Source organism: Streptomyces kanamyceticus (genome assembly GCF_008704495.1).
Lineage (GTDB): Bacteria > Actinomycetota > Actinomycetes > Streptomycetales > Streptomycetaceae > Streptomyces > Streptomyces kanamyceticus.
Genome location: NZ_CP023699.1, coordinates 5,752,558 through 5,777,957 on the forward strand (window position 1 = coordinate 5,752,558; position 25,400 = coordinate 5,777,957).

Sequence of the window (25,400 nt, forward strand, 5' to 3'; positions counted from 1 at the left end):
GTTGTCGAGTTGCTGTCACCGCAGGGCGCGGTGTGCGCCAACGCTGGTTCTCGGTGGCGTGAATGACGCTACTCGCCAACATCGGTGCGTGAAGGGACCGTTCACTCAACCGGATGGCATATTCCAGGGGGGTCTTCCGCCCCGGCGCGGCAAGGGTGTACCGTGCGGCACTTTCCGCGCAGGGGTGGCTGATACGGCACTGTGTGCACCGGATACCGATAGCTGGAATAAATGATTCCGCACGTCAGGCGCGCGTCCGAGACCTCATCGGAGGTCGCGGAGATCAGCGGGCGTACTCCTTGGCGATGTCCGCGATGAGCTGACGTGATTGCTCCACATTCAGGGCCTGTGCGCGCAAATGCTCGTACATGACGCTGTATTGCTGGACGTCGTTCGCCTTCTCCAAGTACAGATCGCTCGTGACGCCCTCGATGTAGACCACGCTGGAATCGGCCGCGTCGGGGAACTCGAGAATCGCGTACTGCCCATTGAGCCCGGGATGCGCACCCATGTCGAAGGGGATCACCTGGACCGTCACGTGCGGCAGTTGGGACTGCTCCACGAGATGCTCAAGTTGGTCGCGCATCAGATGCCGGGAACCCACGACGCGGCGCAGCGCGGACTCGTCGAGAACGGTCCACAGGCGCAGCGGATTGTCGGGCGCCGCGATGCGGTCCTGTCGGCGCATGCGCACCTGGACGCGCTTCTCGATGTCGGTGGGCGTGGTCTCCGGGAGCGCGCCGGTGACCAGCGCCTCGGCGTACGCACGGGTCTGCAGGAGGCCGGGGACGACCTGCGGGTCGTACACGCGCAGCGAGGCGGCGTCGGTCTCCAGGCCGATGTACACGCTGTACGGGATGTCGCCGAAGGAGTGCCACCAGCCCTGCTGGCGGGAGTCCTTGGCCATTTGCATCAGGGAGTCGACGATGCGGACGTCCTCGACCTCGTAGACGCCGCAGAGATCGCGGACGTCGCGCTGGCTGATCGACCGGCGGCCGTTCTCCAGGCGGCTGATCTTCGACTGCGAGACGAGCAGGCGCTCGGCGACCTCCTCGGCCGTCATGCCCTTGAGCTCGCGGAGCCGACGGAGCTCTTGGCCCAACCGGCGTCGCCTGACAGTGGGATTGACATTGGACGCCACGGGACGTGCACCTCCGGCTTACATGCCTCTACTTTGCGTATCTGCTGCTCAGCAGAGTGCCACCAACGGGTGTGGCACCGCTGGGAAACAGCGGATGTGCGGACGAGAGGGCGGCCGTAAACGGAATGCGTGCCGCCCTTGCTGGGCTGCGTGCCGTCCCTGTGGCGCCAAAGGGTGTGTGGCCGCGCGGGGTGGTGATACCGGGCGTCGTCCGGACGTCCGGTGCCACTGCCCCGCGCGGCCCAGCGGCTCCCGAACCGGGTCTGGGGGACTGCGGTGCGGCGCTGGTGGTGCGTGGTGCGTGGTGCGTGGTGCGTGATGGTGCTGAGCGGTACGAAGTGATGCTGATGGTGCGTGCTGGTGCTGAGCGGTGCTCGGCGTGACCTGACGGTGCGGTGCCGAGCGGTATGTGCCGGGTGGTGCTCAGTGGGCCACGGCGCGTGCCATGGATCCACGCCGCGGCTGCATCGGAACCCCCGCGGGGTCCGGTGCCGACCTGGCCGGCTGCCGACCGCTGGGTCCCGCGGGACCTGCCGGTGCGGCGCTGCGGCGCGGCTGAGCGGCCACGCCGTTCTGAACGTCCATCACGGCGTGTGCCACGAGGCCGCCCATGGGGTCGTGCCTGATGAGGTCCCGGAGGCGTGAGCGCGATGAACGCCCTTCGTTCCCCGGGTACAGATGCTTGCCGAGACCGACCGCGTGGGCCAGGGCGGCGAGCGCCGCGGTCCGCGGGTCCGGCGGTACACCGGTGCGGATCGCCGAGTCGAGCCGGGACCTGATTTCCCGGCTGATTGCCGTGTCCGTCGCTTGGTAGCGAGTCGTCGGCAGCACCCCGCACATCTGGCCCGCCACGGCATGGACCATGCCGCATCGCTCCAGGTGCGAGAGGTACGTCTGGCGCAGCCCCAGTCGGGGCCCGCCGATCCAGTGGACCGCCCGAACCGGGCTGCCGCGCCTGCGCAGCAGTTCCAGTGCGGAGTCCAAAGTCGGATCTCCGGTCGGCCGTGGCATCACCACGGCGATACGATCCCCGTCAGGGGCTATCCGTCCGGCCAGCGCCAGCTCCACTAGCTGTGCTCCGGCCAGACCGAGGTCGAGCGACTGCGGCTGCGCTGTGGTACCCGTGGCCGGGTCCAAAGCGAGCAGCAGAAGCTCCTCCGGAATTGTTCTGCGGCTCCTGCCCATCCATGCCTCCCCGCGTGGATGAATGACAGGGTGACCCCTCTCACATTCATCTGTCGAGAGTGCCTGACCGCTAAGTACGGGAACCAGTAGGTATGTCGTTCTCGTCTACCACGGGGGTTAAGCCCTCACACAGGACACTGGTACACGGTTCGGACAGTGGCGTCCGGCCGGTTTTGGCGCACGGCAAGCATTCACCAACGGCATACGGCATGGCGTACGAGGAGGCATCGGTGGCGGGCGAGACCCCCGACAGGTCGGAGCAGCGGAAGTCGTCGGGGAACCCGACTGCGGAGTCCTCGGCGCCGGGTCCCGAGGAACGCGACCCGCGCCTCGCGGTGGCGCGCGAGGCGTCGGCGGCGCGGGAGGACCGGGCGACGGCGGTCTTCTCCACGAAGGCGGTTGCCGACGGGGCGGAGGCGTCGTCGCCGTCCGGTGACTCCTCGTCCGACGAGACGCCGAAGGGCTCGGCGGAGGGCTCGGCGAACGGCGACGCGCGGCTGCGCGCGGCGGTCGCGGCGTGGGTCGCGAGCGATGAGCCCGACGCGGATTCCGCGAAGGGCAGCAACGATTCCGCTGACGCGGGGGTTTCGGCGGTCGATGAGGACGCGGCGTCGGCGGGCGGCGCCGACGCTTCGGCCAAGGCCGACGCGGAGGACGCCGTCCCGGCCGGGGGTGACGCTGCCGCTGCGAAGAGCGACGACGTGACGTCGGGCGCGAGCGACGGTGTCGCCGCTGAGGGCGGGGGCGTCCCGGCTGAGGCCGATGAGCCTGGCAGGGGCGACGTGCCTGCCGGGGGCGACGCGTCTGGCAGGGCGGATGCGCCCGCCAAGGGCGACGCGCCCGCCAAGGGCGATGCCTCGGCCAAGGGCGACGCGCCCGCCAAGGCCGACGCGCCTGCCGGGGGCAACGCGTCTGGCAGGGCCGATGTGCCCGCCAAGGGCGATGCCTCGGCCAAGGTCGACGCGTCCGCCAAGTCCGATGCGCCCGCCGAGGGCGGCGCGTCTGGCAAGGGCGATGCCCCGGCTAAGACCGCCGCGTCCGCCGCGGCAGACGCGCCTGCCAAGGGCAACGCGTTCGGCAAGGCTGATGCGTCTGCCAGCGGCGATGCCTCGGCTAAGGCCGATGCGCCCGCCGTGGCTGACGCGGCAGCCAAGGCCGATGTGCCTGCCAAGGGTGCTGTCCCGGCCAAGGGCGATGCGTCTGGCAGGGCTGATGCGTCTGCCAGCGGCGATGCCTCGGCTAAGGCCGATGCGTCCGCCGTGGCTGACGCGGCAGCCAAGGCCGATGTGCCTGCCAAGGGTGCTGTCCCGGCCAAGGGCGATGCGTCTGGCAGGGCTGATGCGTCTGCCAGCGGCGATGCCTCGGCTAAGGCCGATGCGCCCGCCAAGGGCGGCGCGCCTGGGAAGGCCGGTGCGTCCGTCAAGGGCGAGGCACCTGCCAAGGCCGACGTGCCCGCCGACCGCACCGACCCCGCCCGCACCGACGCCCCCGCCAACCGCACCGACCCCGCCCCCACCGACGCCCCCGCCAAGAGCACCGCCCCCGGCGTCGACCAAGCCACCGCCGTCTTCAAGGCGCTCTCGCCGAAGTCCGGTGACAAGGCCGCGGGGCAGGGTGTCGACCAGGCCACCACCATGCTCAAGCTGAGCGATCTCAAGAGCCCGGAGACGAGCTCTGAGAAGGGCTCGGAGAAGGGCTCCGAGAAGGGGGCCGGCGCCGCCAAGGGCGATGGTGGCAAGGAGACTGCAAAGGGCTCTGCAAAGGTTGAGCGGGAGGCCGAGCGGACCAGTAAGTTCGTCGCGCTCAAGCCGCTCGACGCGCCCGCGGCCAAGCCCGCGCCGAAGCCCGAGTCGAAGAGTGAGCAGAAGGGCGACGCGGCAGGCGCAGGCGCCGCCGTGGCCGCTCCCACCGGCCCCGTGGCGCCCCCGCCGATAGAGCGGACGACGCAACAACCCCTGCCGCCCAAGCCGCCCATCGACCTGCTCGCCGAGCTGACCAACACCCCGCCGCCGCCGGAGACCCCGACCCGCACCGCCGTGCGCAGGGTGAAGATCTGGACGCCGCTGGTGCTGCTCTTGGTCGTCGTGTTTGCGGTCGTACAGGCCGTGCGTCCGCTGCCGACGCCGACCCTGGAGCTGACCGCGCGGGAGACCGTCTCCTTCGAGGGAGGCAAGCCGTCCGTGCCGTGGCCGGGCGAGGGCCAGGCGGCGATGGACGTGAACGGCATCGGGACCTTCGGCACGTCGGGCGAGCAGAAGCCCGTGCCGATCGCGAGCATCGCGAAGGTCATGACCGTCTATCTGATCCTGCGCGACCACCCGCTGAAGAAGGGCGAGGAAGGCCCGAAGATCCCGGTCGACGCGGCCGCGCAGAAGCACTACGAGACGGGCAAGCCCGCCAACGAGTCGGTCGTCAAGGTCACCGAGGGGCAGAAGCTCCCCGAGTACGAGGCCTTGCAGGCGGTCATGCTGCCGTCGGCCAACAACGTGGCCAAGCTCCTTGCCCGCTGGGACACCAAGAGCAGCTCCGAGGACGAGTTCGTCGCGAAGATGAACAAGACCGCCAAGGAGCTGGGCATGAAGAACACCCACTACACGGACCCCAGCGGCCTGGACAAGACGACCGTGTCGACCGCCGAGGACCTGGTGAAGCTGGGCCGCGCCGCGATGGAGAACCCGGTCTTCAACGAGATCTCCCGCCAGCCCAGCTACACGGACCTCAACGGAGACAAGCAGAAGAACTTCTTCGGCCTCATCCCGACGGTCGCCATCGGCATCAAGACCGGCACCACCACCGCGGCGGGCGGCAACATCCTCTTCGCCGCGGAGAAGGTGATCGACGGCAAGCGCCAGACGATCATCGGCGCCACCCTCGGCCAGTACGGCGACAACGGCGTGGCCAACATCGACGAGGTCACCCGGGTCACCAAGGAGCTCATCGAGGCCGGTCAGGGCGCGCTCAAGGCCAAGACCATAGTGAAGAAGGGCGACGTGGTCGGCCGGGTCGACGACGGGCTCGGCGGTACGACCCCGGTGGTCGCCACCAAGGACGTCGCCGCGGTGGGCTGGTCGGGTCTGACGGTGAAGCTGGAGCTCGACGCGGAGAAGGGCAAGACGCTGCCGAACTCGGCGAAGGCCGGGACCAAGGTCGGCGTGCTGAGCGTCGGCGACGGCAAGGGCGGCGCCGTCGAGGTGCCCGTCGCCCTGCAGAAGGATCTGAGCGAGCCGTCCTTCGGGTCCAAGCTGACGCGCGTCGGCTGACGACCAGGGACGACGCGAGGACGACGCGAGCGAACGAGCGGCCGGAGCGGGCCGCACACCGGCGGGGGCGGGCCCAGCGACTGGGTCCGCCCCCGCCGGTGCGTGCTAGCGTCAGAAGTTCGGGGAGTAGTACGCCGGGGCTGAGGACGGGGTGTTCCGGGACGGACCCCTCGTCGGCTCGACCCCATGGACGGGAACGACACGGGGAGAGCCTCCAGTGGCAACAGCGGAGCCGACGCGCGCCGACGACGACGCCGGGCCGGACAGCGGCAGCGACAGCGGCGGCAGTGGGACACACGACGTCGCTACGCGGACGAAGCTACCCGCGCAGCGCCGCATCCCCGCCTCCCCTCCGCAGGCCGAAGCGTGGCCGAAGCGGTTCCTGCGCCATCCGGTGACCATCACGACGATCGTGGCCGGAGTGCTGCACGTCGCCTGGTTCTTCGTCTTCGCCAACAGCGGCGGTGACCTCGCCGCGCAGGACGCCTGGGCGGAGTTCGTCGGACGGCATCCCGACTCGGCGTACAACCTCGCCTGGTACGGCGGCATGCACCCGGTCTCGTACAGCGTCGTCTCGCCGTATCTGATGTCGGTGCTCGGCGTGCGCTCGACGATGATGGTCGCCGGGACCGTGTCCGCCGCGCTGCTCACGCTGATCCTGATGCGCAGCCGTGCGGTGAAGGGGCTGTTCTGGCCCGTCGCCGTGGGCGTCTTCGCGTTGGTGTGCAACGCCATATCGGGCCGTGTGACCTACGGCCTCGGGCAGATGTTCGCGCTGGCCGCGGTCGCGGCCGTGTTCTGCTGGCCGCACCGCTGGCGCTACAAGCGGTGGGCGAAGGCCCTGGTCGCCGCGCCGTGCGCGGCGCTCGCGACGATGGGCAGCCCGGTGGCGGGGCTCTTCGTGGGCTTCGTCGCCGTCGCGCTGTTCCTCAGCAAGCGCTACTTCGGCGCGTTCGCGCTGGGGCTCGCGCCCACCGTGGTCGTCGGTGTCTCCGCGTGGCTCTTCCCCTTCTCCGGCACGCAGCCGATGTCGTTCGGCTCGGCGTCGCTGCCGCTGGTCCTCGCGGGGGCCGTCTACTACGTCTCGCCCAAGCAGTGGAAGACGGCGCGGATCGTCGCGCTCGTGTACGCGGCGTTCGTGCTCGGCGTCTGGGTGATCAGCTCGCAGATCGGCTCCAACATCACCCGCCTCGCGATGTCCTTCGCGGGCGTCGCGCTGCTGGCCGCGCTGCCCTACGTCGTGCCGAAGTCCCGCAAGTGGTACGTGCTCGTCCTGGCACTCGCCAGTTTCACCGGCTGGCTCGGGTACAAGACCGTCGACGACATCGTGCACACCTCGCCCACCGCTTCCTGGACGCGTGAGCTGGCGCCGCTGGTCAACGAGTTGCAGGAGGTCGACGCCGTGAAGGGCCGCGTCGAGGTCGTGCCGGCGCGCAGCCACCGCGAGGCGTCCGCGCTCGCCCCGTACGTGAACCTCGCCCGCGGCTGGAACCGCCAGGCGGACATGGAGCGCAACCCGCTCTTCTACGACGACACCCTGAACTCGGCGAACTACCACGAGTGGCTGCAGCGCTGGGCCATCCACTACGTCGTGGTGCCCAAGGGCGAGCCCGACGGCGACGGCGGCAAGCGCGAGGCGGCGCTCGTCGAGAAGGGCCTGCCGTACCTCAAGCAGGTGTGGGTCGACGAGAACTGGCAGCTGTACGAGGTCACCGACCCGGCGCCGCTCGCCGAGCCGAACGCCGTCGTCCAGCGCGCCGAGCAGGGCGAGATGACGCTCCGGGTGACCAAGCCGGGGCGGATCACGATCCGCATCCCGTACTCGCCGTGGCTGAGCATCGTCGACTCCCGCGGCAAGGGCGTCGAGCGTCCCAAGGAGACCGAGGCGTCCAAGAGCCGCAGGGCGGACGACGACTCGCGCCCCAAGGAGTACGAGAACGTCAACGGCTGTCTGATGGAGGCCGCGGAGGACGGCGAGGGCGACAAGTGGACGGAGCTGATCGCTCCGAAGGCGGGCACCTACCGGCTCGGCGCGCCCTACCAACTGCCGCGCGGCACGGCCTGCCCCGAGGGACTGCGCTGAGGGTTGCGCCGGGGCGCCCCGGCGGGGTCAGCCGCCCGGGGGCGCGCAGACGCCCGACTCGGGCGGCCCGGCCCGTCCGGCATCCGGCGCGGCCTGCTCGCGTACGGTGTCGAGCTCTTCCAGGAGCGTGTCGAGGCGGGCGCCCGCCGGGTCCTTGAAGTACTGCAGGACGGCGCGGTGGAACGCGTCGCGCAGCCCGGGCGGCATGACGTCCGAGGCGTCGAAGCAGAGGGTGCGGGCCTGCTCTGTGAGGATCTTCGCGATGCGTCCGCCGGTCGGGTCGGTGGGCTGCGGGTCGGTGGCGGCGGGGAACAGCGGCCGCAGTTCCGGCGCGGCCTCGGCCCGCCAGAGGGAGCGCGCGGTGCTTCCCGACAGGCGCTCGACGAGCTCGCGGGCCCGCCGGTCGTCGCTGAACACGGCTGCCATGTCGCCCGCCACCTCGTAGGCGCCGTCGTTGGCGGCGGGCCCGGGCAGGAAGCCCGCCGACGGGTCCACGCGGACCTCGCGGTCCGCGTAGACGTACCGGATGAAGGCGCTCTGGTGTTCGTGGGTGCAGCGCGGTGAGAGGGAGCCGAGCAGGCCGCGCGCCGTTCCGCCCGGGCCGGTTTTCCCCTCGTACGAGGTGGTCAGGGACTGGTCGATGGATGCGGGGGAGCGCTTGCCGAGCAGTGCGGCCCAGGTCGTCCAGGCCGCGCGGACCCGCGGGTCGCGCCAGCTGAGCCGTCCGGTGGCCCACCGGGCGTAGACGCCGGGGCCCGAGCGGTGCAGCAGGATGTCCTCGATCCAATCGGTGCCCGGCCAGCCCGACGTGGCCTGCGAGGCCAGGCCCACGCACCAGTCGGGGGACGCGGCGGAGCGGCCCTCGTCGCTCCACACCAGGCTCTTGAGGTCGACCTTCAGGGGCACCCAGTAGGTGTGGCGGGCGCCGTCGAGGTCGTGGGCGGGCGCCCAGGGCGGATAGGCGCGGGCGGCGGCCGCGGCGGCGACGTCGTCGAGGGCCTTGAGGCGGTTGGCGCGGGCGTACTCGGTGAGCTCGCCGATGCTGTTGAGGATCGCCACGTCCGGCGGCGCGTCGGCCTCCAGCTGGGCGACGAGCGTCTCGCGCAGGGAGCGGGTCCCCTGGTAGGCGTACCGCTGCCCGGTGCCGTCGTCGAGCCGGTGCAGCATCGCCTCGAAGGCCTCGCCCTCGGCACCCGTCCACGGTCCGAGGACGACGAGCGTCGTCGGCCGCTCACCACCACAGGCACCGGCGCCGAACGCGGTGACGACGAGGAGGCAGGCCGCGAGGAGGGCGCGGAGCCCCGCGCGGGTCCGGCTCACGCGGCGGCCCCCGAGCGGCGGGCGATGAGGACGTACTCGCGGCGGTAGGTGTGCAGTGCGGCGCCCATCAGGGCCGCGGCGAGCAGGCCCGTGGGCAGTACCCAGGGTGCGGCGCCGTCCAGGGCGGACAGTCGTCCGGCGGCCAGTTCGTCCTGGGCGCGGCCCGCCAGGGAGTCGATGAGCAGGCGGTGCGGGCGGCCGAAGGGGCGTTCGTCGCGGGTGCTCTCGATGCGTGGCGAGGTCCGCTCCGACAGCTCGCCCGCCACCTCGGTGACGCGCTGCTGCGCGCGCTGGGCGAGCACCGCGTCGGCCGTCAGGAACGGCACGGCGAGCAGCAGCGGCGCCGCCGCGAGGAGGAGCGGGACGCTGCCGAAGCGCAGCCGGAAGCGGTGGTGGAGGAAGAGCTGGGTGCGCCACAGGCCGCGGCAGAGCAGCCCGATGGCGAGCACGGCGACGGAGCAGGACACGAGCACCCCGGCGCCGGGTGCCGCACGGTCCGCGAGCCTGCCGCGCAGGCTCCGCTCCAGCGTCGAGATGCGGTCCACCACGGCGGTCGCGTCGGATCCCCTGGTGTGCGGGCACGGCGGATAGCCGCCGGAGTCCTTGCCCCGGTCCTTCGGCGACGTGGTCGCGGGCGGGGAGCAGAGCATGCTGCGGGCGTACGAGAGTCCGGCGTCCCGCAGCGCCGGGTCCCCGACGTTGCTCTGCGCGAACGCGATCCAGTTGCCGTAGTCGACGACGAGCCCGGAGATGACGTCGAGGTCCTGGCGTTCCGGGGTGGTCAGGGCGCCGCCGCGGGCCACCTGGTTGAGGCTCTGGGCGGCGCGGGCGGTGCGGGTCCGGTACCGGTTGCTGAGTCCGCCGAGCCGCACCGCGTCCCCGGCCGCCAGGCTCTGCCCGGCCTCGCGGTCGGCGATGCGCAGGGACATCTCGGCGTCGGCGAGGGAGACGAGGGCGGGCGTGAGGCGGTCGCGCAGGGCCGCGGAGTCCGCGCGGACCTCGGCGTAGGCCCAGCCGAAGGAGGCGGCCGCGACGACGGTGAGCAGCGGCAGAGCGATCATCCGGTCGCGCAGGTAGGCGCGGTTGCGGGGCTGTTGGGTGAGGGGCGGGGGCCAGACGTAGCGGTGCAGCCTGCGCAGCAGGTCGGTGGCGATCAGGCGGGTGGTGTGCAGGGGGCCGGTGTGCGGGGGGCCGGTGTGTGGCGGGTCGGTGTGTGGCGGGGTAGTGCGCGGCGGGTCGGTGTGCGGCGGGTCTGTCCCTGTGGGGTCTGCTCCTGCGGGGTCTGTCCCTGCGGGGTCTGCTCCTGCGGGGTCTGCTCCTGCGGGGTCTGTCCCTGCGGGGTCTGCTCCTGCGGGGTCTGTCCCTGCGGGGTCTGCTCCTGCGGGGTCTGTCCCTGCGGGGTCTGCTCCTGCGGGGTCTGCTCCTGCGGGGTCTGCTCCTGCGGGGTCTGCTCCTGCGGGGTCCGCTTCTGCGGGGTCCGCTCCCGCGCGGTCTGCTCCTGCGGGGTCCGCTCCCGCGCGGTCTGCTCCTGCGGGGTCCGCTCCCGCGCGGTCTGTCCCTGCGCGGTCCGCTCCCGCGCGGTCCGCTCCCGCGCTGCCCGTCACCGCGTGCCGCCCGGCCGCCGGGTGTGGGCGATACGGGCGTCCGGCAGGACCGTGGTGCTCGACTGGATGCGGGCGGCCTCCACGTCGAACTTCGCTATGTGGTCGAGGAGTTCGACCTCGCCGCGCGAGGCGTCGCGGACCCGGACGAGGCGGCGCAGATGGTCGCGCATCGCCGCGTCGCCGACCGCGTCGGCGAGCCGCCAGGCAGTTCCGAGCAGCTCCTCCGCGGCCGCTCTGTCGTCGCGCTTGAGCGCTCTGCACGCCTCCTCGAACGTGCCGTGCAGCTCCTCCATGTGCTGGTAGTGGGAGACCTGCGGGTCCAGGCGGCTGTACAGGTCGGCGTCGTCCGTCCAGCGCGTCAACACCTGAACGGGAGGCGGGAGTTCGAGGTTCTCCGGCCGGTCCGCGGTGACCTCCACCTCGGTGAGCAGCAGTTCCTTGCCGAGCTGCGCCGGGTCGTAGGGCGCGCCGACGCCGATGAGGTAGGCGCGGGTCTCCGTGCCGCACGGCGGCAGCTCGTACTCGTGGACGGGGCCGCCCGCGCCCGCCCCGACACCGGCGAGGTCGATGTGTGCGGGCGTGAGCGCGGCCCGGGTGGGGTGGACCTGTTCGAACAGGTGCGGGTGGGCGCCCGCCCGGTGGGTGAGGCGAAGGCGCAACCCGGTGACGTCGCGTTCGGCGGCCCGCCCGGCGAGCGCCGCCAGCTCGTCGGGCAGCCGCGTCAGATCCGCGACGGCGCGGGTCCGCCCGCTCAACGCGCCCGTGATCAGCAGGAGTTCGTCGGTCTCCCAGGCGTCCCCGATGCCGACCACGTCGCAGTCGAAGGCGCCCGCGCACCGCTCGACGCGCCCGCGCAGCTCGTCGACCGTCTCGTAGCCGGGCTCGTTCCTGCCGTCGGTGAGCAGCAGCGCATGGCGTACGTACGCGGGGGACGCGGGTGACGCGGCGGCCGGGAGCTCGCGGAAGAGGCGCGCCGCGCGCTCCAGCCAGGTGCCCATCGCGGTGCCGCCGCCCGGGGTGCACTCGCGCAGCGCGGCCTCGGCGGCGGCCCGCGATTCGGCGCTCGCGACGGCGAGGCCGGGGCGCCTGGGGTAGATCATGGTGGCCCGGTCGGCCCCGGCGACCAGTGCGAAGAACGCCCCGTCCGGGATGCGGGCGAGCGCGCTGACGGCGGCGGCGCGGGCGGCGGCGAGCCTGCTCGGCGGGATCACCATCGAGGACGAGTGGTCGATGAGGAGGACCTCGGCGAGGCGGGGGCCCGACACGGGGTCGCGCCGGGCGGGTACGTAGGCGGCGTGCGCGGCGTGCGCGGCGCCCGGCCTGCGCACGGTCACCGTCACGACCGCGTACATCCGCGCCGCCTCCTCGGTGTGCGGGGCGCGCGGGCGCGGCAGTTCGACGACCTGGCTCACCTCCAGGTCGATCGCGGCGCGGGCGCGCTCGCTCCGATCCAGTTCCTGATCTTCGTGCCGAACCATGGGGTGTCCCTGTCGTGACGGGAGTGACGGGAGTGACGGGAGTGACGGGAGTGCAGGAGTGCGAAGGGGCGTACCGCGTAGGCGCGGTCCAGGAGGAGTTCGCCGAGCGACGCGCCGTCGTCGCCGTCGCCGGGCGGCGCGTCCCTGGCGGCCTGATGGGCAAGGCCCAGGTAGAACCGGGACAGGTCCTTGCGCAACTCCCTGACGTCGCCCGGGAATTCGAGCCTCGGATCGGCATCCGCCGCCAGGGCGCGCAGCTCGGCGGGGGTGATGCCTTCGGCGAGCAGCCGGTGCGCGGTGTCCCACGCCTCCGCCTTCATGCGTACGCGTGCCTGTTCGTCGGTCAGGCCGTGGGCGGAGAAGAGACCGGCCAGGCGGCGCAGTGCCGTGCCGAGGCTCGTGGCGTCGTGGGCGTGGCCGATGTGGATGCGGACGGCCGCGGTGCGGGCGGCCGTGCGGTGGCGGGAGTGCTGGGGGACCGCGTCGAGTGCGGCGATCGCGGCGGTGAGGGCGTCGGGGCCGCCGAGTGCGAGCCGCGCGCGTGCGGCGCCGAACGCGGCGCTGCCCAGGGAGGGATTGCGCAGCCGTACCGCCTCGTGGAACGTCAGTGCCTCGTGCCAGCGCCCCAGGTGCTCGGCGCAGTGGCCGAGGGCCAGTTTGGGCGCGTACTCGCCGGGGATCGCGGCGTAGACCCGGTCGAAGTGGTCCCTGGCCTCCGGCACCCGGGAGCGGGCGAGCGCGAGCAGGCCGCGGTGCCAGTCGAGCCGCCAGTCGCGCGGGGCGTCGACGGGCCCTATGGCTGCCTCGGCCAGGGCGAGCGCGGTCCCCGCGGACGTCAGGTCGCCGTCCGAGCGCAGCGCGGCCCGCAACCGCAGCCTGCAGCGCAGGAGATGGACCTCGGGGGAGTCCCGCCAGTCGCCGGTGTGCTGCAGGAGCGCCTCGGGGTCGTCGTCGCCGAGCCTGCTGAGCTCGCCGTGGTGGTCGTCGTCCGGGTCGGGGCGCGGCACGGGCAGGCGCTGGGCGACCTCGGGCGGGTCGGGGGTGGTGCGGTGCGGCGCCGACGGCGGGGCCGCCGCCCAGTGCGAGACCTCGGGGGCGGTGCCGAGGCCGCCGTCCAGGGCGTACGCGGACTGGTGGAACAGCGGCGACGGCTCGAAGGTCTCGGCGCCGGTGCGCAGCGAGCGCAACTCGCGGAAGACGCCGCGCAGTTGGTCGGCCATCTCACCGGCCGTCGCGTACCGGTCGGCCCGCGCGGTGCGGGTGGCGCGGCGCAGCGCCCTGGCGAGCGAGACCGGGCCGAGGCCGCGCGGGTCGGCGCCGGGGCCGTTCAGCGGTCCGAGCGCGGCGAGGTCGGCCAGGTCGTGCCGGTTCCTGCCGAGCCCGCACAGGGTGCGCAGCGTCTCGCCGAGGCTGAACAGGTCGTCCCGCGGGGTGGATTCGCCGCGCTCGCCCACACTCGGCGCGCGGTAGAGGGAGGTGGTGAGGCCGGGGGCGCCCGCGCGGCGCACGCTGCCCACGTCGATGAGTTTGGTGGTGGAGCCGTCGTGCATGACGTTCGACGGCTTCAGGTCGCCGTACACCTTGCCGCGTACGGGCGCGTGCAGATGGGCGAGCGGCGCGAGGATCCGCACCCCGTAGGCGAGCGCGAATTCGAGGAGGCGTTCGTGGCCGAATTCCTCGGGGTGTTCGAGGGCGCGGTCGCGCACTTCTTCGAGGGTGAGCCCGTCGACGTATTGGAGGACGAGGAAGTCCCCGATCCCGGTGTGGTGGCCGTAGTTGAACACCCGGATGAAACCGTCGTGGTTGAGCTCGACCAGCTCCTTGCGCTCGCCCTTGAGCAGGCTGTACGAGTCGGCGGCCAGCTCGGCGTGGAGCATCTTGATGGCGACGGCGCGGTCGTCGACCTTGGTGTCGCGGGCCAGGCACACCTCGCCGAGGCCGCCGTAGCCGAGCGGCCGCACCAGCCGGTACTGGCCCGCGAGCAGGGTGCCGGGCGGCAGCGGCAGTTCGCCGGGCGCGACGGCCTCGGCGGCGTCCTCGCTGTCGGCGCGGTCCAGGAGCGTGATCGCGGGCAGGACGGTGGGGTCGGGGTTCTCCGGGGGGAGTTCGACGCGGGCGGGGCGCGGCGGGGCGGCGGCGCCGACGCCCGGGTCGACGATCCAGTGCTGCGATGACTCGTCGGGGGCGCCGGGCACGACCGGGGCGCGGGGCGCGGGCGCCGCCGAGTGCAGGCCGGTGTCCGGGTCGACGCGCTCGCCGCTGGCCAGGCAGTACCCGGTGGAGGTGAGGGTGCCCGCGCAGCCCGGGTGCGGGCAGCTCGCGCCGGGCGTCACGCGGCACCGTCCGGCTCCGCGAGCCGCCGCACCACCCGGGCGAACGCCTCCACCGCGCGCTCGGCGTCGGCGAGCGGGCAGGGCCCCGCCATCAGGAGCCGCTGCGCCTCGCGGTAGGGGCCGACCGCCTCGGGGTGCTCGGCGAGGCCGCGCCGGGCGAGCCTGGCCTGGTGGTCGCGGAGCAGCGCGCGCAGCCGCAGGTGGTCATCCAGCATCCCGCGCAGCTCGTACTCGACGGCCGTGGCCCGCAACAGGTGTGTCTCCACGGCCTGTTCGGCATGGCTGAGCTTCTCCAGGAGGCGCGGCCCGCCCCGCCGGGGCGGCGGCCGCAGTTCGGTGCTGAGCTGTACGGTCCACAGCGCGGCCCGCGCCGCCAGGCTGGTGGCGGTCGGCGGGTCCACGACGTGCGGCTCCACGCGCTGGAAGAGCCGCCTGGCCCTGCGCTCGGTGTCGGCGAGCGCGTCGACGCGGGTGCCGATGCGCTGCAGCCAGCGTTGCGCGTGGTCGGCGGGCAGCAGATGTTCGGCGGCCGCGTACGCGAAGCCGTGCGCGCTGTCGCGCACCACGAGCAGCAACCGGGCGCCGGACGAGGCGAGTTCGCGCAGGATGTGGACGGCGGCCGCGGGCTCGGTGTCGGACCGGTCGGCGAAGAGCACGGCGACGGCGGGGTGCCGCCGCGGGGCGTGCCGCAGTTCGTGCCGGAGCACGGCGAGCGCCTCGCGCAGTTCGGGTACGTCCGGGTCGTCGAGGGCGACGCCCTCCAGGTCGAGGACGAGTCCGATGCTGCCGACGCGGGGGGAGATGCCCGCGCGGGAGAGCAGCGGGGTGCCCGCGGGTTCGGGTGGCTCGTGTGACGCGTGCGGCGCGGGTGCTTCGCCCGGCGGTTGGGCCAACTCGACTGGTTTCACCGCGAGTTGGGGTGAGAGCTCTCGATCGGCCATGTTCAGGACGACGTACAGCGCCTGCCGGGCCCGCGCGTCCTTGTCGGCGAGGAAGAGGATCTCGGTGTCCCAGGCGTCCGCGTCGCCGTTCAGCCAGCGGGTGACGGTGCGCTGCAGTCCGTGCGGGCGGGCCGCGCGGGCGGCCTCGGCGGAGACGACGCGGTGGCCGGGGACGGCGTGCGGCCCGGTGACGTACCGCTCGGCGAACCTGCGGAAGTACTTGGCGACGGTCGCCGCCGGGATCATGTACCCGTGCGCGCCGCTCTCGTCGGCCTGCGCGACGATGCCGAGCAGCCGGTCGGTGCCCTCCTCGCGGACCCCGGCACCGCTGAAGCCGCCGCGCAGCCCGCCGGGGCCCGTGACGTCGATCTGCACCCGCTCGTCGCCCTCGCCGCCCGGCCCCATGCAGGCACCGGTCAGCCACTGGCCGCCCGATTGGTACTCGGGGAATCCGTCGATGAGGACCGGCGCGCCCCGGTAGTCGAGGGTGCGGTGCAGGGTGACGGGCGAGGGCACGGGCGCCGCCTCGTCGAGGACGAGCACCACGAGGTCGCCCTGCGCCTTGCCGAAGGGCGGCACCCAGTGCCCGGCCGCCACGGTCGCGGTGCGGCGCGGGGTGCGGGGCAGGCCCTGCAGCATGGGGAATTCGACCTGGACGCGCTCGGGGCGCAGCCCGGTCTCCGGGTCGAGGATCACGTGCGCGCAGGTGAGTACGCGGTCGGTGCCGAACAGCACTCCGGCGCCGAGGACGTCACCGCTCCCCGAAACGCCCCACCGGCGCAGTCGCACACGCCAACTCGCGTGATCCATAGGAGAGTCGACGCCCCCGTCCGTCGCTCGTGCATCCCCCTCCGTGCTTCCTCAGGATAGGTGCGGGGGCGGGCGATGGCGCCTGGGCTGCATGGGGAGGTCGTGGGGGGAAAGGGGCCCGACGGAACCGCCGGGCCCCAGGGGTGTTACCCCGTCACTCCCGCCCCGTCACCGGGAACTACCGCCCCGCCACCGGGAACGCCACGTCGCACACCTCGTCGTCGGGCCCGGTCGTCGACCAGTCCGCGAAGTACACCTCGCGGCAAGGACCCGTGACGGTCAGGCCCTGTTCGGCGATCCAGGCCTCCACGGCGTCGAACGCCGCGATGATCTGCGGATAGGAGACCTGCGCCTTGGTGATCCTGGTGTAGGCGAGCCGGTGCGCGGGCTCCACCCGGACCTTGGCATCCGATGCCCTGCCCTGGCGCTGCGCCCAGGCGCGGGCGGCCCCCGCGTCCACGACCGGCACGCAGGACTCGGCGGGCCCGTCGCTCTCCTCGGTGACCTCCGCGTGGTAGATGACGTAGTGCGGGCAGGGCGATTCGGCGATGCCCCCGCACTCGTCCGCCGCGGCCTTCTCCAGGCGCTCGGCACTGCCGCCGATCCAGGCGGGCAGCTCCTCGGCGCGCACGTGCCGGGTCTCGCTGATGACGTGCTGCTCGGGCACGTCCACGGTCTTCACCTCGAATGTCGCGTACAACTCGGTGTTCCTTCCCGAAAGTCGTCCACGGAGGTAGCGCGCGAGCGTCCGCTGTTCGGCGAAGCGCTCCTCGGCCCCGGCCCAGTACGCGTCCAGCGTGCTGGCCGCCCGCGTCCCGCCGTGGCGCACCACGTCCGCGATGCCCGCGAGGGGCATGTCGAGGCGGCGCAGCAGGGCGACCGTGCGGGCGGCCTCGATCTGGCCGACGCGGTAGTAGCGGTAGCCGCTGGCCCCGTCGACGTGCGCGGGCTTCAGGAGCCCGAGCCTGTCGTAGAGGCGCAGCGCCTTCGGTGAGAGCCGCGCGCGGGCGGCGAAGGCACCGATGGAGAGCAGCTCTTCGTCGGATTCGGGGTGCACTGGGTCATCCTCCGTCACCGGGCCGGTCGGCCCGGTGACAGGGACGATGGGGTCTGCCCCAGGGGCAAGGTCAACGCCCCACCGGGAACCGACCGGGAACCCGCCGAGGCCCGTCTCAGGGCCGGGCGTACGCGCTCCAGATCCGCGGCGGGAACGCGTTGCCCCGACCGGACTTGGCGCCGCCCACGCCCGACATGGGGAGCAGCTGGGGCTCGCCCGCGCGGACGCGGAACATCGTCACCGCCGTCGACATGTCCTCGGTGAAGCCCGCGAACCACGCCGACCTGAGCCGGTCCTGGTCGCCGGTGCGGCCCGCCGCGACGTCCACGCCGGAGCGCTTGCCACCGGCCCGCAGCGCGCGGGTCACCTCGTGGGCCACCTGCGGGTCGAGGGCGCGGCGCGACACGGGCTTGTCGAGTCCCTCAAGATCCGCGCCGTTCTTGACGACCTTGGTCACCGAGTACGGGTCGTGGCGCACGCCCTTGGCGGCGAAGGTGCCGTACGCGGTGGCCATGCGGATCGCGCTGGGTGTCGACGTACCGATGGAGAAGGTCGGTTCCAGGCGGGCCATGCTCTGCCGCAGCAGTCCCGCGTCGACGGCGGTGTCGCGCACCTTCTCCCTGCCGACCTCCTTGCCCAGGCGTACGTAGGTGGCGTTGCCGCCGGTCGTCAGGGCCGTGCCGAGCGTGGGGTGGTCGGGGTCGGGGGCGCCCGCCAGGATGCTCAGGGTGCCGTCGGGGGCGTACGCGCTGTCGGAGGTGATCGGCATGCGCGCGCCGCCCGCCGGGCTGAAGCCCACGTCGGCGATGGACGGCGCGCGCTGGGACACCCCGTGCTGGAGGGCGGCCGCGAGCACGAACGGCTTGAACGCGGAACCGGCGGGCACGCCCGAGGTGTCGGCGTTGTTGGTGAAGTGCGTGGTGGCGTCGGGTCCGCCGTAGAGCGCGAGCAGGGCCCCGTCGGAGGGGCGCACGGACGCGGCGCCGACCTGCACGCCCTTGTCGGCCGCGCGCTTCTTGGCGTCGATGTCGCGCTTGAGGACCTTGCGCACGGCTTGCTCCAGGCGGTGCACCTTGGTCCGTTCGAAGGTGGTGTGGATCCGGTAGCCGCCGGCCGACAGGTCCTTGTCGGTGAGTCCGATGTGCTGGCGCAGGTACCTGTTGGCGACGTCGACGAGGTAGCCGGTCTGGCCGCCGAGGCTGGTGGAGCGCGACTGCTTGCGCGGCTCGGGGAAGGCGCGGTACTTCGCGCGTTCCTTCTCGGTCATCAGCCCCACGTCGACCTGCCGGTCCAGGATCCAGGACCAACGCCCGCGCGCCCGTTCGCGGTTGCCGGGCCCGCCCGAGGGGTCGTACAGCTCGGCGCCCTTGAGCATCGCGGCGAGGAAGGCGCCCTGGCTGGGGTTCAGCTTCCGCGCGGGGATGCCGTAGTAGGCGTGGGCGGCCGCCTCGATGCCGTTGGCGCCGCGCCCGAACCAGCTGGTGTTGAGGTAGCCCTCCAGGATCTCGTCCTTGCTCTTCTTGCGGTCCACCTTGAGTGCGATGACGAACTCCTTGACCTTCCGCGTGACCGTCTGGTCCTGCGAGAGGTAGGTGTTCTTCACGTACTGCTGGGTGATGGTGGAGCCGCCCTGCGTCTCCTGGCCGCGGACCATGTTCACGCCCGCGCGGAGCAGGCCCTTGGGGGAGACGCCGGAGTCCCGGTAGAACGACGCGTTCTCGGCGGCGATCACCGCGTGCACGGCGGACGGCGCGATCTGGTCGAGCTCCACGTTCTGCCGGTCGACGTCGCCGGTGCTGACCATCTGGGTGCCGTCGGCCCAGTAGTAGACGTTGGCCTCGCGGCGGGCCGCCGCGTTCTCGTCGGGGACGTCCACACTGACGTACACGCAGACGAAGAGCGTGCCGACGGCGGTGACGAGGAAGGCGAAGGAGCCGAGCCACTGACGCCAGGAGGGGAGCCAGCGGCGCACCCCGGAGCGGCCGGAGCGCGGGTAGTCGACGAAGCGGCGCCGGCCGCGTCGCGGCGCCTTCGTCCCCTGAGCACGAGAGTGTGTCCCCATGCCGGAGGAGAGGGTTCCGGGCGCGGCCGGGTTGGTCAGAAACCTGTTGTGAACCTGTTTGCCGTTCGTAACAGCGTGGTGGCCGCCGGGACTTGGGCCCGGCGGACCCCCGGTCAGCGGACCTTGGTCAGCGCGCCCTCGTCCTTGAGCACGGCGATGCCACGGGCCCAGATGCTGTTGACCCGCTGGCGCTCCTGGGCGTTCGGGTAGGCGTTGGTGCAGGACGTGCCGGGGCCGCCGCCCGACATCAGCTCGCTGCACGGGCCCGAGTAGTGGTCGGGCAGACCGAGCACGTGGCCCGTCTCGTGGGCCGTCACGCGGGTGGAGTTGTACTGCTGGTTCTGCCGGTAGTCCAGGAAGATGTAGCCGTGGCCGCGCCCGTCGGTGGAGGCGTACGAGCCCCGGGAGTCATTGCCCTCGCGGTACTGGAAGTCGCCGCCCGCACTGGTCTCCTGGAGCTTCACGTTGCTGACGGAGGAGTTCCAGATCTGCGTGCTCTGGGATATCTGGCCGCGGAAGCTGGGCGCCCGGCTGGTGTTGTAGGTGACGGTGACGACCTGGATGCCGGGCTTGGCCGCCTGCTTCTTCAGCGCCGACTTCATGACGGCCTCGAAGAACTGCCGGTTGGCCGCCTGGTCCTCGGCCGAGGACGCCGAAGGGGCGTACGTCGAGGTGCGGAACGCCGGCGCCGCCTGCTCGGCGGCGGGGGCGGGGGCCGCGAACGCCGCGGGGGCGCTCAGGGTGGCCACGAGTGCCGCCGCGCCGAGGGCCGCGACGACGCCGGTTCTGGATCTGTTCATGGGGGTGTGTCCCTTCCGGGATGGAGGCCTGCGGGGTAGGTCTCCGGTCGGGACGAGTATCGGGAGCGCGGGCCGAGTTGGACCGATGCCAATCGGCGATAACGTCACGGCATCAACTACCTTGCGCGGGCAATCTGTTGACGCGGTGGATGTCGCGCACGCAGAGGTTGAGGACGGTGGCGCCGAGCACGGTCCCCGCACACACCAGGAGCATGGCCCGCTGGTCCCAGGCGCCCGCGGCGAGCGCGACGACGAGATAGCTGAGCGGAATCGCGAGCCGCTCCCCGACCTGGTTGAAGGAGCTCATCCGCCCCAGTTCCTCGGTCGGCACGTGCTGCTGGAACGCCGTGACCCAGGTGACGCCCGCGACGTCGAGACCGACGCCCGCGAGCGCGGTGGCGAGCAGCAGCCAGGGCAGCGGCAGGGCGAGCGCGAGGGCGACGAGCGGCAGGGCGAGGCCCCCGGAGGCCGCGACCGCGACGCCGAGCAACCGGTGCGGCTTCCAGCGCAGACACATCACGGTCCCGGCGAAGAGGCCGAACGAGAAGGCGCCCTGCACGAATCCCCAGGTGCGGGCCCCGTCGTACTGCTCCTGCGCGGTCACGGGGCCGAGCAGCTGGTAGCCCGCGAGGAACGCGGCGACGAGCACCGTCCCGGCCGCCGTGTACGTCCACAGCCAGGTCCGCGACCAGAAGCCGTGCCACCCCGCGCGCAGATCGGCGAGGGCGCCGCTCGCGACGACCGGGGCGCCGAGCCGCAGGCCGAGCAGGAGCAGCGCGGCGACGGCGAAGGTCAGCGCGTCGAGGCCGAGCGCCCACGCGGGCCCACCGAACGCGACGATCAGGCCGCCGGTCACCGGGCCGACGACCTTGACCGCGTTGGTCGGAAGGCGCAACAGCGCGTTGGCCTGCTGGAGTTGGCCCGGCGCGACGAGCTGGGTGACCACGCCCTGGGCGGCGGGCGTGGTGAAGGCCACCGCGATGCCCGAGACGAATCCGCACGCGGCGATCGAGGCGGGGGTGGCCCGCCCGGTGGCCACCACGACGGCGAGGACGCCCTGTGCCACCGCGGCGAGCAGATTGCCGCCGAACAGCAGCCTGCTGCGCGAGACCCGGTCCGCGAGCACCCCGCCGACCAGCAGGAACACCACGGTGGGCACGGTGTTGGCGGCGAGCACCACACCGAGCGCACCGGCCCCGCCGCCCGCGCCGAGCACGGCGTAGGCGAGGGCGAGCGGAGCCATCGCGGAGCCGGTGGCGGAGACGAGGTTGGCGAGGAGGAACCGGCGGAAGGCGGGGAGGCGCAGCGGGGATGCGGAGGAGGGGGCCGTGGGGGAGGAGGGGCCGGTGGGTGGGGCGGGTGAGGCGGGCTCCGGTGTCGGCGCGGTCGCCCGCGCGCTCTCGTCGGGCCGCGCGTCCTCCCGCTTCTCCCGCTTCTCCCGCTTCTCCCGCTTCCCCTGCGCCCCCTGCGCCCCTTGCTTCCCCCGCTGTTCCATGGTCCCCCTCCGGGCCAGGCAGGCACCCGGCCGGTGGCCCCGTACTGATCGTGGTCGGCCCGAAGCCTAGGTGGCGCCGTGAACGGGAGGGCGAGGGGGTGGCATGGTGCGCGGGGCGCACGCCGTGCCGCACGAGGCACATGAGCCACCGTACGAGAGGCACGCGCTGCCGCACGAAAGCGTGCGGAAACGTTCGGGGCAATTGCCCTGTACACATGCCAACAGCACTGTTAAATCTGCAACGTTAGCCCGGGACCACCCCCGATCTGATGTTTTCCGGCAAATCGGCCCATGTGGTGGCCAGGACCTCACAGACTTCATCTGGAACCGACCATTCCGTGCCCATGGGGAGCGACAGATGACCGAAGGCACGGCGGGGCAAGGCCGGGGCCCCACCCTCATCGGCTCGGTCAGGCGCGCGATGCGCCTGCTCGAAGCCGCGGCCGAGCAGCCGGGCGGGGCGACGGCGAAACGTCTCGCCAGGGCGGCCGGGCTGCCGCTCGCGACCGCGTACCACCTGCTGCGCACCCTCGTGCACGACGGCTATCTGACCCACGAGGGCGGCCTCTACGCGATGGGCGAGTCGGCCAGGCGCCTGTCGGGCCCCGCCGACGCGCAGGCGGCCCGCGCCGAACTCGTCGACTGGCTCGGCAGGTTGCGCGACGACCTCGGCGCCGCCGTCTACTACGCCCTGTACGAGGACGGCGAGGTCAACGTCGTCCTGACCGCCGAGGGTGCCGGGGCCCCCGCCGTCCAGGAGTGGGCGGAGTTCCGCCGCACCGCGCACGCGCACGCCATCGGCCAGTGCCTGCTCGCCCAGCTCGACGACGCGGAGCGCCGCGACCACCTCGCGCGCCACCCGGTGGAACGCCTCACCCCGTTCACCGTCCCCGACGAACGGGCCCTGCTGCGCAAGCTCGCCCGCATGGACCGCGGCGGTCCCGTGCACGAGTGGCAGCAGTACACGCCGGGCACGGTCTGCGCGGCCGTTCCCATCACGGCTGGCGCGGTCCCCTCCGCCCTCGCGATCTCGCTGCCCGCAGGGCGCGCGGACCAGCTGCGCCCGCTGGCAGGGGCGCTGCGGCAGCGGATCGAGACCACGCTGACGTCGCTGTCGTTCAGCGTGCGGGCGGCACCGTGTCGAGCGCCGGAGCGATGACCGCGAAGGCCCGGTCCATCAGGTCTGCCGGGTCCTGCGCGCCGTCGCTCGCGCTCCAGTGCCGCAGCACGGAGTCGAAGGCGGTGAGCGCCATCCCCGCGGCCATCCGCGGATAGAGGTCGGTGTCGGCGTCGAGCTCCAGGCGCCGGGCGAGCTCGGCGGCCAGGTCCTCGCGCCACTGCGCCTGGCGCTCCAGGAACCGGGCGAGCAGCGCGGGTGTGCGCAGGATGAGCTGGACCACGGGCAGCGCCCGGTCCGACTGCTGTCCGCAGACGGCGATGGAGACCCAGATCGCGTGCTGGAGCGCCACGGACGGGCGCTCGTCAAGGGGCCTTGCCGTCAGCTCCGCGTGGATGCCGGTGCCCATCTCGGCGAGGAACTGGACGACCACGTCCTCCTTGGACGCGAAGTACCGGAAGAAGGTCCGCTTGGAGACCCCGGCGCTGGTCACGATCTCGTCGACGGTGACCGCGTCGAAGCCCTTGGACGCCAGCAACTGCAGCGCGGCCTCGGTCAGTTCGTCGGCGACGAGCTGTCGTTTGCGCTGGGCCAGGCTGTTCTGGGGGCGGGAAGCGGAGGTCACAGGGCCATCGTAACGCCACGCCGCCGCGCACTGCCTCGCATGGCACTCGGTAACGTCTTGACACCAAGTGCCACGAAGGGCAGCCTGTGCCGCATGACGCAGAAGCAGCGCTGGACCGCCGAACACATCCCGGACCAGACCGGTCGCCTCTCCGTGGTGACGGGGGCCAACAGCGGCCTCGGCCTCGCCACCGCCCGCGCCCTCGCGGCCCGCGGCGGACAGGTGATCCTCGCCGTGCGCGACGAGGACAAGGGGCGCCGGGCGGTCGGGGACATCGCCGCCGCGCACCCCGGAGCGGAGTTCCGGCTCGAAGTCCGCGGGCTCGACCTGGCCGACCTCGACTCGGTCAGGGCCTTCGCCGACCGGCTGCACGCCGAGTGCGGGAGCATCGACGTACTCATCAACAACGCGGGCGTGATGGCCCCGCCCCGCGCGCTGAGCCCCCAGGGCCACGAGCTGCAGTTCGCGGGCAACCACCTCGGCCACTTCGCGCTCACCGGGCTGCTGCTCGACCTCCTTGCCACCGGCCGCGACCCGCGCGTGGTCACGGTGACCTCGGTCAACCACCGCAAGGCGACGATCCACTTCGACGACCTCACCGGCGAGCGCCGCTACTCGCCCATGGGCTACTACGACCAGTCGAAGCTGGCCAACGCCGTCTTCGGCCGGGAGCTCCACCGCCGCCTGACCGAGGCGGGCAGCCCCGTGCGCAGCGTCCTCGCCCACCCCGGCTACACCGCCACCAACCTCCAGACGGACGGCCCGACCAAGCTGGTCTCCCTTCTCTTCGGCCGCATCCTGAAGCCCCTCGCCCAGTCACCCGCCGAAGGCGCCCTGCCCCTGCTGTACGCGGCGGCCGCCCCCGAGGCCGAGGGCGGGCACCTCATCGGCCCGGACGGCAAGGGCGAACTGCGCGGCTCCCCCACGCGCGTGGAACTCGGCGCGCCCGCGAAGGACCCGGCGACGGCCCGCCGCCTGTGGGAGGTGTCGGAGCGCGCGACGGACGTGCGCTTCGCGTTCGAGGCTCCCAAGATCAAGTGATGCCCACAGGCAACCTTTTGGTCCCTGGCGGGGTTGTCGCCACCGAGTAGACTTCGCGCGCTCGACACGCCGGACAGGGACGAGGGACTCGATGGCACAGGGGGGCTGGGGCCCGAGTAACGCCCCGGGGCAGGGGAACGGCACGAATCCGTACGGGGTGCCGCAGCAGCCGAACCCGTACGGCCCGCCGCCGAACGGCCAGTATCCGTACGGTCCGCCGCCGCCCCACCCCTACCCGCACCCCCAGCCGTACCCGCCGCGGCCCCAACCGGCCCTCAGGCGGCGCCGCCTGGGCTGCGCGGGCCTCTTCGTCTCACCGCTGATCCCGGTGATCCGCTCCTCCCGCCGCCACGCCGAGTCGATCTTCAACCGGCCCGGCGGCGGGCGCGTGGAGGACCGGATCGTGTCGCGGGTGCAGCTGTGGCGCGCCCTCGTGGGAGCCGCCGCCAGCCTCGGTCTCATCTACGCCTACGGGGCGGACGACGGCTGGAGCGGCGTCGCCAACGACGGCGTGGTGAAGCTGCTCCTCGCGCCGATCCTCCTCATGATCACCGGACCGCTCGCCATCCTCGCCTTCATCGGCCTGGCACCGGCCACCCAGCGCCCCGTGCTCCGCTCTCGCCTGCGCGCCCCGCTCAAGGCGGTGGGCTGGTACGTCGGCATCCTGGCGGGCACCGTGGCGGTGATGTTCGGCGCCGCGCTGCTCCTCAAGCAGAACTACGGCACGCTCCTGAACGGGCTCGTGGCGCTCGCGCTGCTCATCGGGCTGATCTGGCTGCTGCCGTTCATGCTCTTCTCCTCCGCCTACGCGGCCCGGTACGCGTTCAACACGGCCAACGTGCACGCCTCGCTCCCGGCCGCGCTCACCGTCGTACTCGTCTGGGAACTGACGCTGTGCAGCATCGCGTTGGACGGCGGACTGCCGCACGGCCCGCCGCTCGCGCAGTGGTGCGCGGTGCTCGGCGGGCCGCTGTCCGTGACGGCGGTGGCGCTGTGGGAGCTGCACCGCATGCGGACGCGGTACGGGGTCCGCATCCGCGGCTGAGGA

General features: G+C 72.8%; 17 protein-coding genes. 5 read left to right on the plus strand and 12 right to left on the minus strand.

From position 1 onward, the window contains the following. Positions 1 to 283: 283 nt before the first annotated feature. Both CP970_RS24790 and CP970_RS24795 read right to left on the minus strand, forming a co-directional pair. Positions 284 to 1,141: a helix-turn-helix domain-containing protein gene (locus tag CP970_RS24790; RefSeq protein ID WP_055543735.1), complete on the minus strand. Its 858-nt coding sequence runs from the start codon at positions 1,139 to 1,141 to the stop codon at positions 284 to 286. Positions 1,142 to 1,564: 423 nt separating this feature from the next. Then, positions 1,565 to 2,326 (minus strand): GOLPH3/VPS74 family protein, encoded by a 762-nt coding sequence (locus CP970_RS24795; protein ID WP_055543734.1) that lies wholly within the window; start codon positions 2,324 to 2,326, stop codon positions 1,565 to 1,567. A gap of 209 nt (positions 2,327 to 2,535) precedes the next feature. On the opposite strand from CP970_RS24795, the gene CP970_RS24800 reads away from it, so the two are divergent. Continuing rightward, positions 2,536 to 5,586: a D-alanyl-D-alanine carboxypeptidase gene (locus tag CP970_RS24800; RefSeq protein ID WP_224058669.1), complete on the plus strand. Its 3,051-nt coding sequence runs from the start codon at positions 2,536 to 2,538 to the stop codon at positions 5,584 to 5,586. A gap of 217 nt (positions 5,587 to 5,803) precedes the next feature. Further along, a complete protein-coding gene (locus CP970_RS24805) occupies positions 5,804 to 7,669 on the plus strand; it encodes an MFS transporter (protein WP_055543732.1) in 1,866 nt (621 codons plus the stop codon). Between the two features lie 27 nt (positions 7,670 to 7,696). On the opposite strand, the gene CP970_RS24810 is transcribed toward CP970_RS24805, so the two are convergent. The 9 genes from CP970_RS24810 to CP970_RS24850 all read right to left on the minus strand — a co-directional run bounded on the left by CP970_RS24810 (position 7,697) and on the right by CP970_RS24850 (position 21,380). Then, the gene (locus CP970_RS24810) at positions 7,697 to 8,989 is read right to left on the minus strand and encodes an extracellular solute-binding protein (protein ID WP_055543731.1); all 1,293 of its coding nucleotides are present in this window, start codon (positions 8,987 to 8,989) and stop codon (positions 7,697 to 7,699) included. Beyond that, the gene (locus CP970_RS24815; RefSeq protein ID WP_224058671.1) at positions 8,986 to 10,050 is read right to left on the minus strand and encodes a hypothetical protein; all 1,065 of its coding nucleotides are present in this window, start codon (positions 10,048 to 10,050) and stop codon (positions 8,986 to 8,988) included. The genes CP970_RS24810 and CP970_RS24815 overlap by 4 nt, the downstream gene beginning before the upstream one ends. Before the next feature lie 539 nt (positions 10,051 to 10,589). After that, on the minus strand, positions 10,590 to 12,071 hold the full coding sequence (locus CP970_RS24820) for a VWA domain-containing protein (protein ID WP_055543730.1): 1,482 nt from the start codon (positions 12,069 to 12,071) through the stop codon (positions 10,590 to 10,592). Further along, entirely contained in the window at positions 12,002 to 14,404 is a 2,403-nt protein-coding gene (locus CP970_RS24825; RefSeq protein ID WP_224058673.1) for a serine/threonine protein kinase, read from the minus strand. Before CP970_RS24825 ends, CP970_RS24820 begins: the two co-directional genes overlap by 70 nt. Then, complete coding sequence (locus CP970_RS24830; RefSeq protein ID WP_157877857.1) at positions 14,401 to 16,134, minus strand: trypsin-like peptidase domain-containing protein; 1,734 nt, start codon at positions 16,132 to 16,134, stop codon at positions 14,401 to 14,403. The genes CP970_RS24825 and CP970_RS24830 overlap by 4 nt, the downstream gene beginning before the upstream one ends. Positions 16,135 to 16,333: 199 nt before the next feature. Next, positions 16,334 to 17,212 carry a MerR family transcriptional regulator gene (locus tag CP970_RS24835; protein ID WP_224058675.1) on the minus strand — a complete coding sequence of 293 codons (879 nt, stop codon included), beginning with the start codon at positions 17,210 to 17,212 and terminating at the stop codon, positions 16,334 to 16,336. Between the two features lie 115 nt (positions 17,213 to 17,327). Further along, positions 17,328 to 19,274, minus strand: a complete 1,947-nt coding sequence (locus tag CP970_RS24840) for a transglycosylase domain-containing protein (protein WP_055556350.1) — start codon at positions 19,272 to 19,274, stop codon at positions 17,328 to 17,330. A 113-nt stretch (positions 19,275 to 19,387) separates the two neighbouring features. Next, positions 19,388 to 20,074, minus strand: a complete 687-nt coding sequence (gene snpA / locus CP970_RS24845; RefSeq protein ID WP_079044041.1) for a snapalysin — start codon at positions 20,072 to 20,074, stop codon at positions 19,388 to 19,390. Between the two features lie 112 nt (positions 20,075 to 20,186). Beyond that, positions 20,187 to 21,380, minus strand: a complete 1,194-nt coding sequence (locus tag CP970_RS24850; RefSeq protein WP_055556357.1) for an MFS transporter — start codon at positions 21,378 to 21,380, stop codon at positions 20,187 to 20,189. Positions 21,381 to 21,927: 547 nt separating this feature from the next. Between CP970_RS24850 and CP970_RS24855 the strand changes: the two genes are divergently transcribed. Next, positions 21,928 to 22,728 carry an IclR family transcriptional regulator gene (locus tag CP970_RS24855; protein WP_224058678.1) on the plus strand — a complete coding sequence of 267 codons (801 nt, stop codon included), beginning with the start codon at positions 21,928 to 21,930 and terminating at the stop codon, positions 22,726 to 22,728. Here the strand turns inward: CP970_RS24855 and CP970_RS24860 are convergent. Then, positions 22,688 to 23,311, minus strand: coding sequence for a TetR family transcriptional regulator (locus tag CP970_RS24860; RefSeq protein ID WP_055553758.1), 624 nt, complete (start codon positions 23,309 to 23,311; stop codon positions 22,688 to 22,690). The genes CP970_RS24855 and CP970_RS24860 overlap by 41 nt on opposite strands. A gap of 93 nt (positions 23,312 to 23,404) precedes the next feature. Between CP970_RS24860 and CP970_RS24865 the strand changes: the two genes are divergently transcribed. Together CP970_RS24865 and CP970_RS24870 are read left to right on the plus strand one after the other, a co-directional pair. Beyond that, positions 23,405 to 24,352 (plus strand): oxidoreductase, encoded by a 948-nt coding sequence (locus CP970_RS24865; protein ID WP_150493921.1) that lies wholly within the window; start codon positions 23,405 to 23,407, stop codon positions 24,350 to 24,352. A 91-nt stretch (positions 24,353 to 24,443) separates the two neighbouring features. After that, positions 24,444 to 25,397, plus strand: coding sequence for a hypothetical protein (locus CP970_RS24870; RefSeq protein WP_150493923.1), 954 nt, complete (start codon positions 24,444 to 24,446; stop codon positions 25,395 to 25,397). The last annotated feature ends 3 nt before the right edge of the window (positions 25,398 to 25,400 follow it).

Bases quoted from the DNA above. Each gene is read 5' to 3' on its own strand.
- CP970_RS24795 (WP_055543734.1), bottom strand. From the start codon at position 2,326: ATGGGCAGGAGCCGCAGAACAATTCCGGAGGAGCTTCTGCTGCTCGCT.
- CP970_RS24820 (WP_055543730.1), bottom strand. From the start codon at position 12,071: ATGGTTCGGCACGAAGATCAGGAACTGGATCGGAGCGAGCGCGCCCGC.
- CP970_RS24865 (WP_150493921.1), top strand. From the start codon at position 23,405: ATGACGCAGAAGCAGCGCTGGACCGCCGAACACATCCCGGACCAGACC.
- CP970_RS24815 (WP_224058671.1), bottom strand. From the start codon at position 10,050: ATGATCGCTCTGCCGCTGCTCACCGTCGTCGCGGCCGCCTCCTTCGGC.
- CP970_RS24840 (WP_055556350.1), bottom strand. From the start codon at position 19,274: ATGGGGACACACTCTCGTGCTCAGGGGACGAAGGCGCCGCGACGCGGC.
- CP970_RS24855 (WP_224058678.1), top strand. From the start codon at position 21,928: ATGACCGAAGGCACGGCGGGGCAAGGCCGGGGCCCCACCCTCATCGGC.
- CP970_RS24870 (WP_150493923.1), top strand. From the start codon at position 24,444: ATGGCACAGGGGGGCTGGGGCCCGAGTAACGCCCCGGGGCAGGGGAAC.
- snpA (WP_079044041.1), bottom strand. From the start codon at position 20,074: ATGAACAGATCCAGAACCGGCGTCGTCGCGGCCCTCGGCGCGGCGGCA.
- CP970_RS24800 (WP_224058669.1), top strand. From the start codon at position 2,536: ATGGCGTACGAGGAGGCATCGGTGGCGGGCGAGACCCCCGACAGGTCG.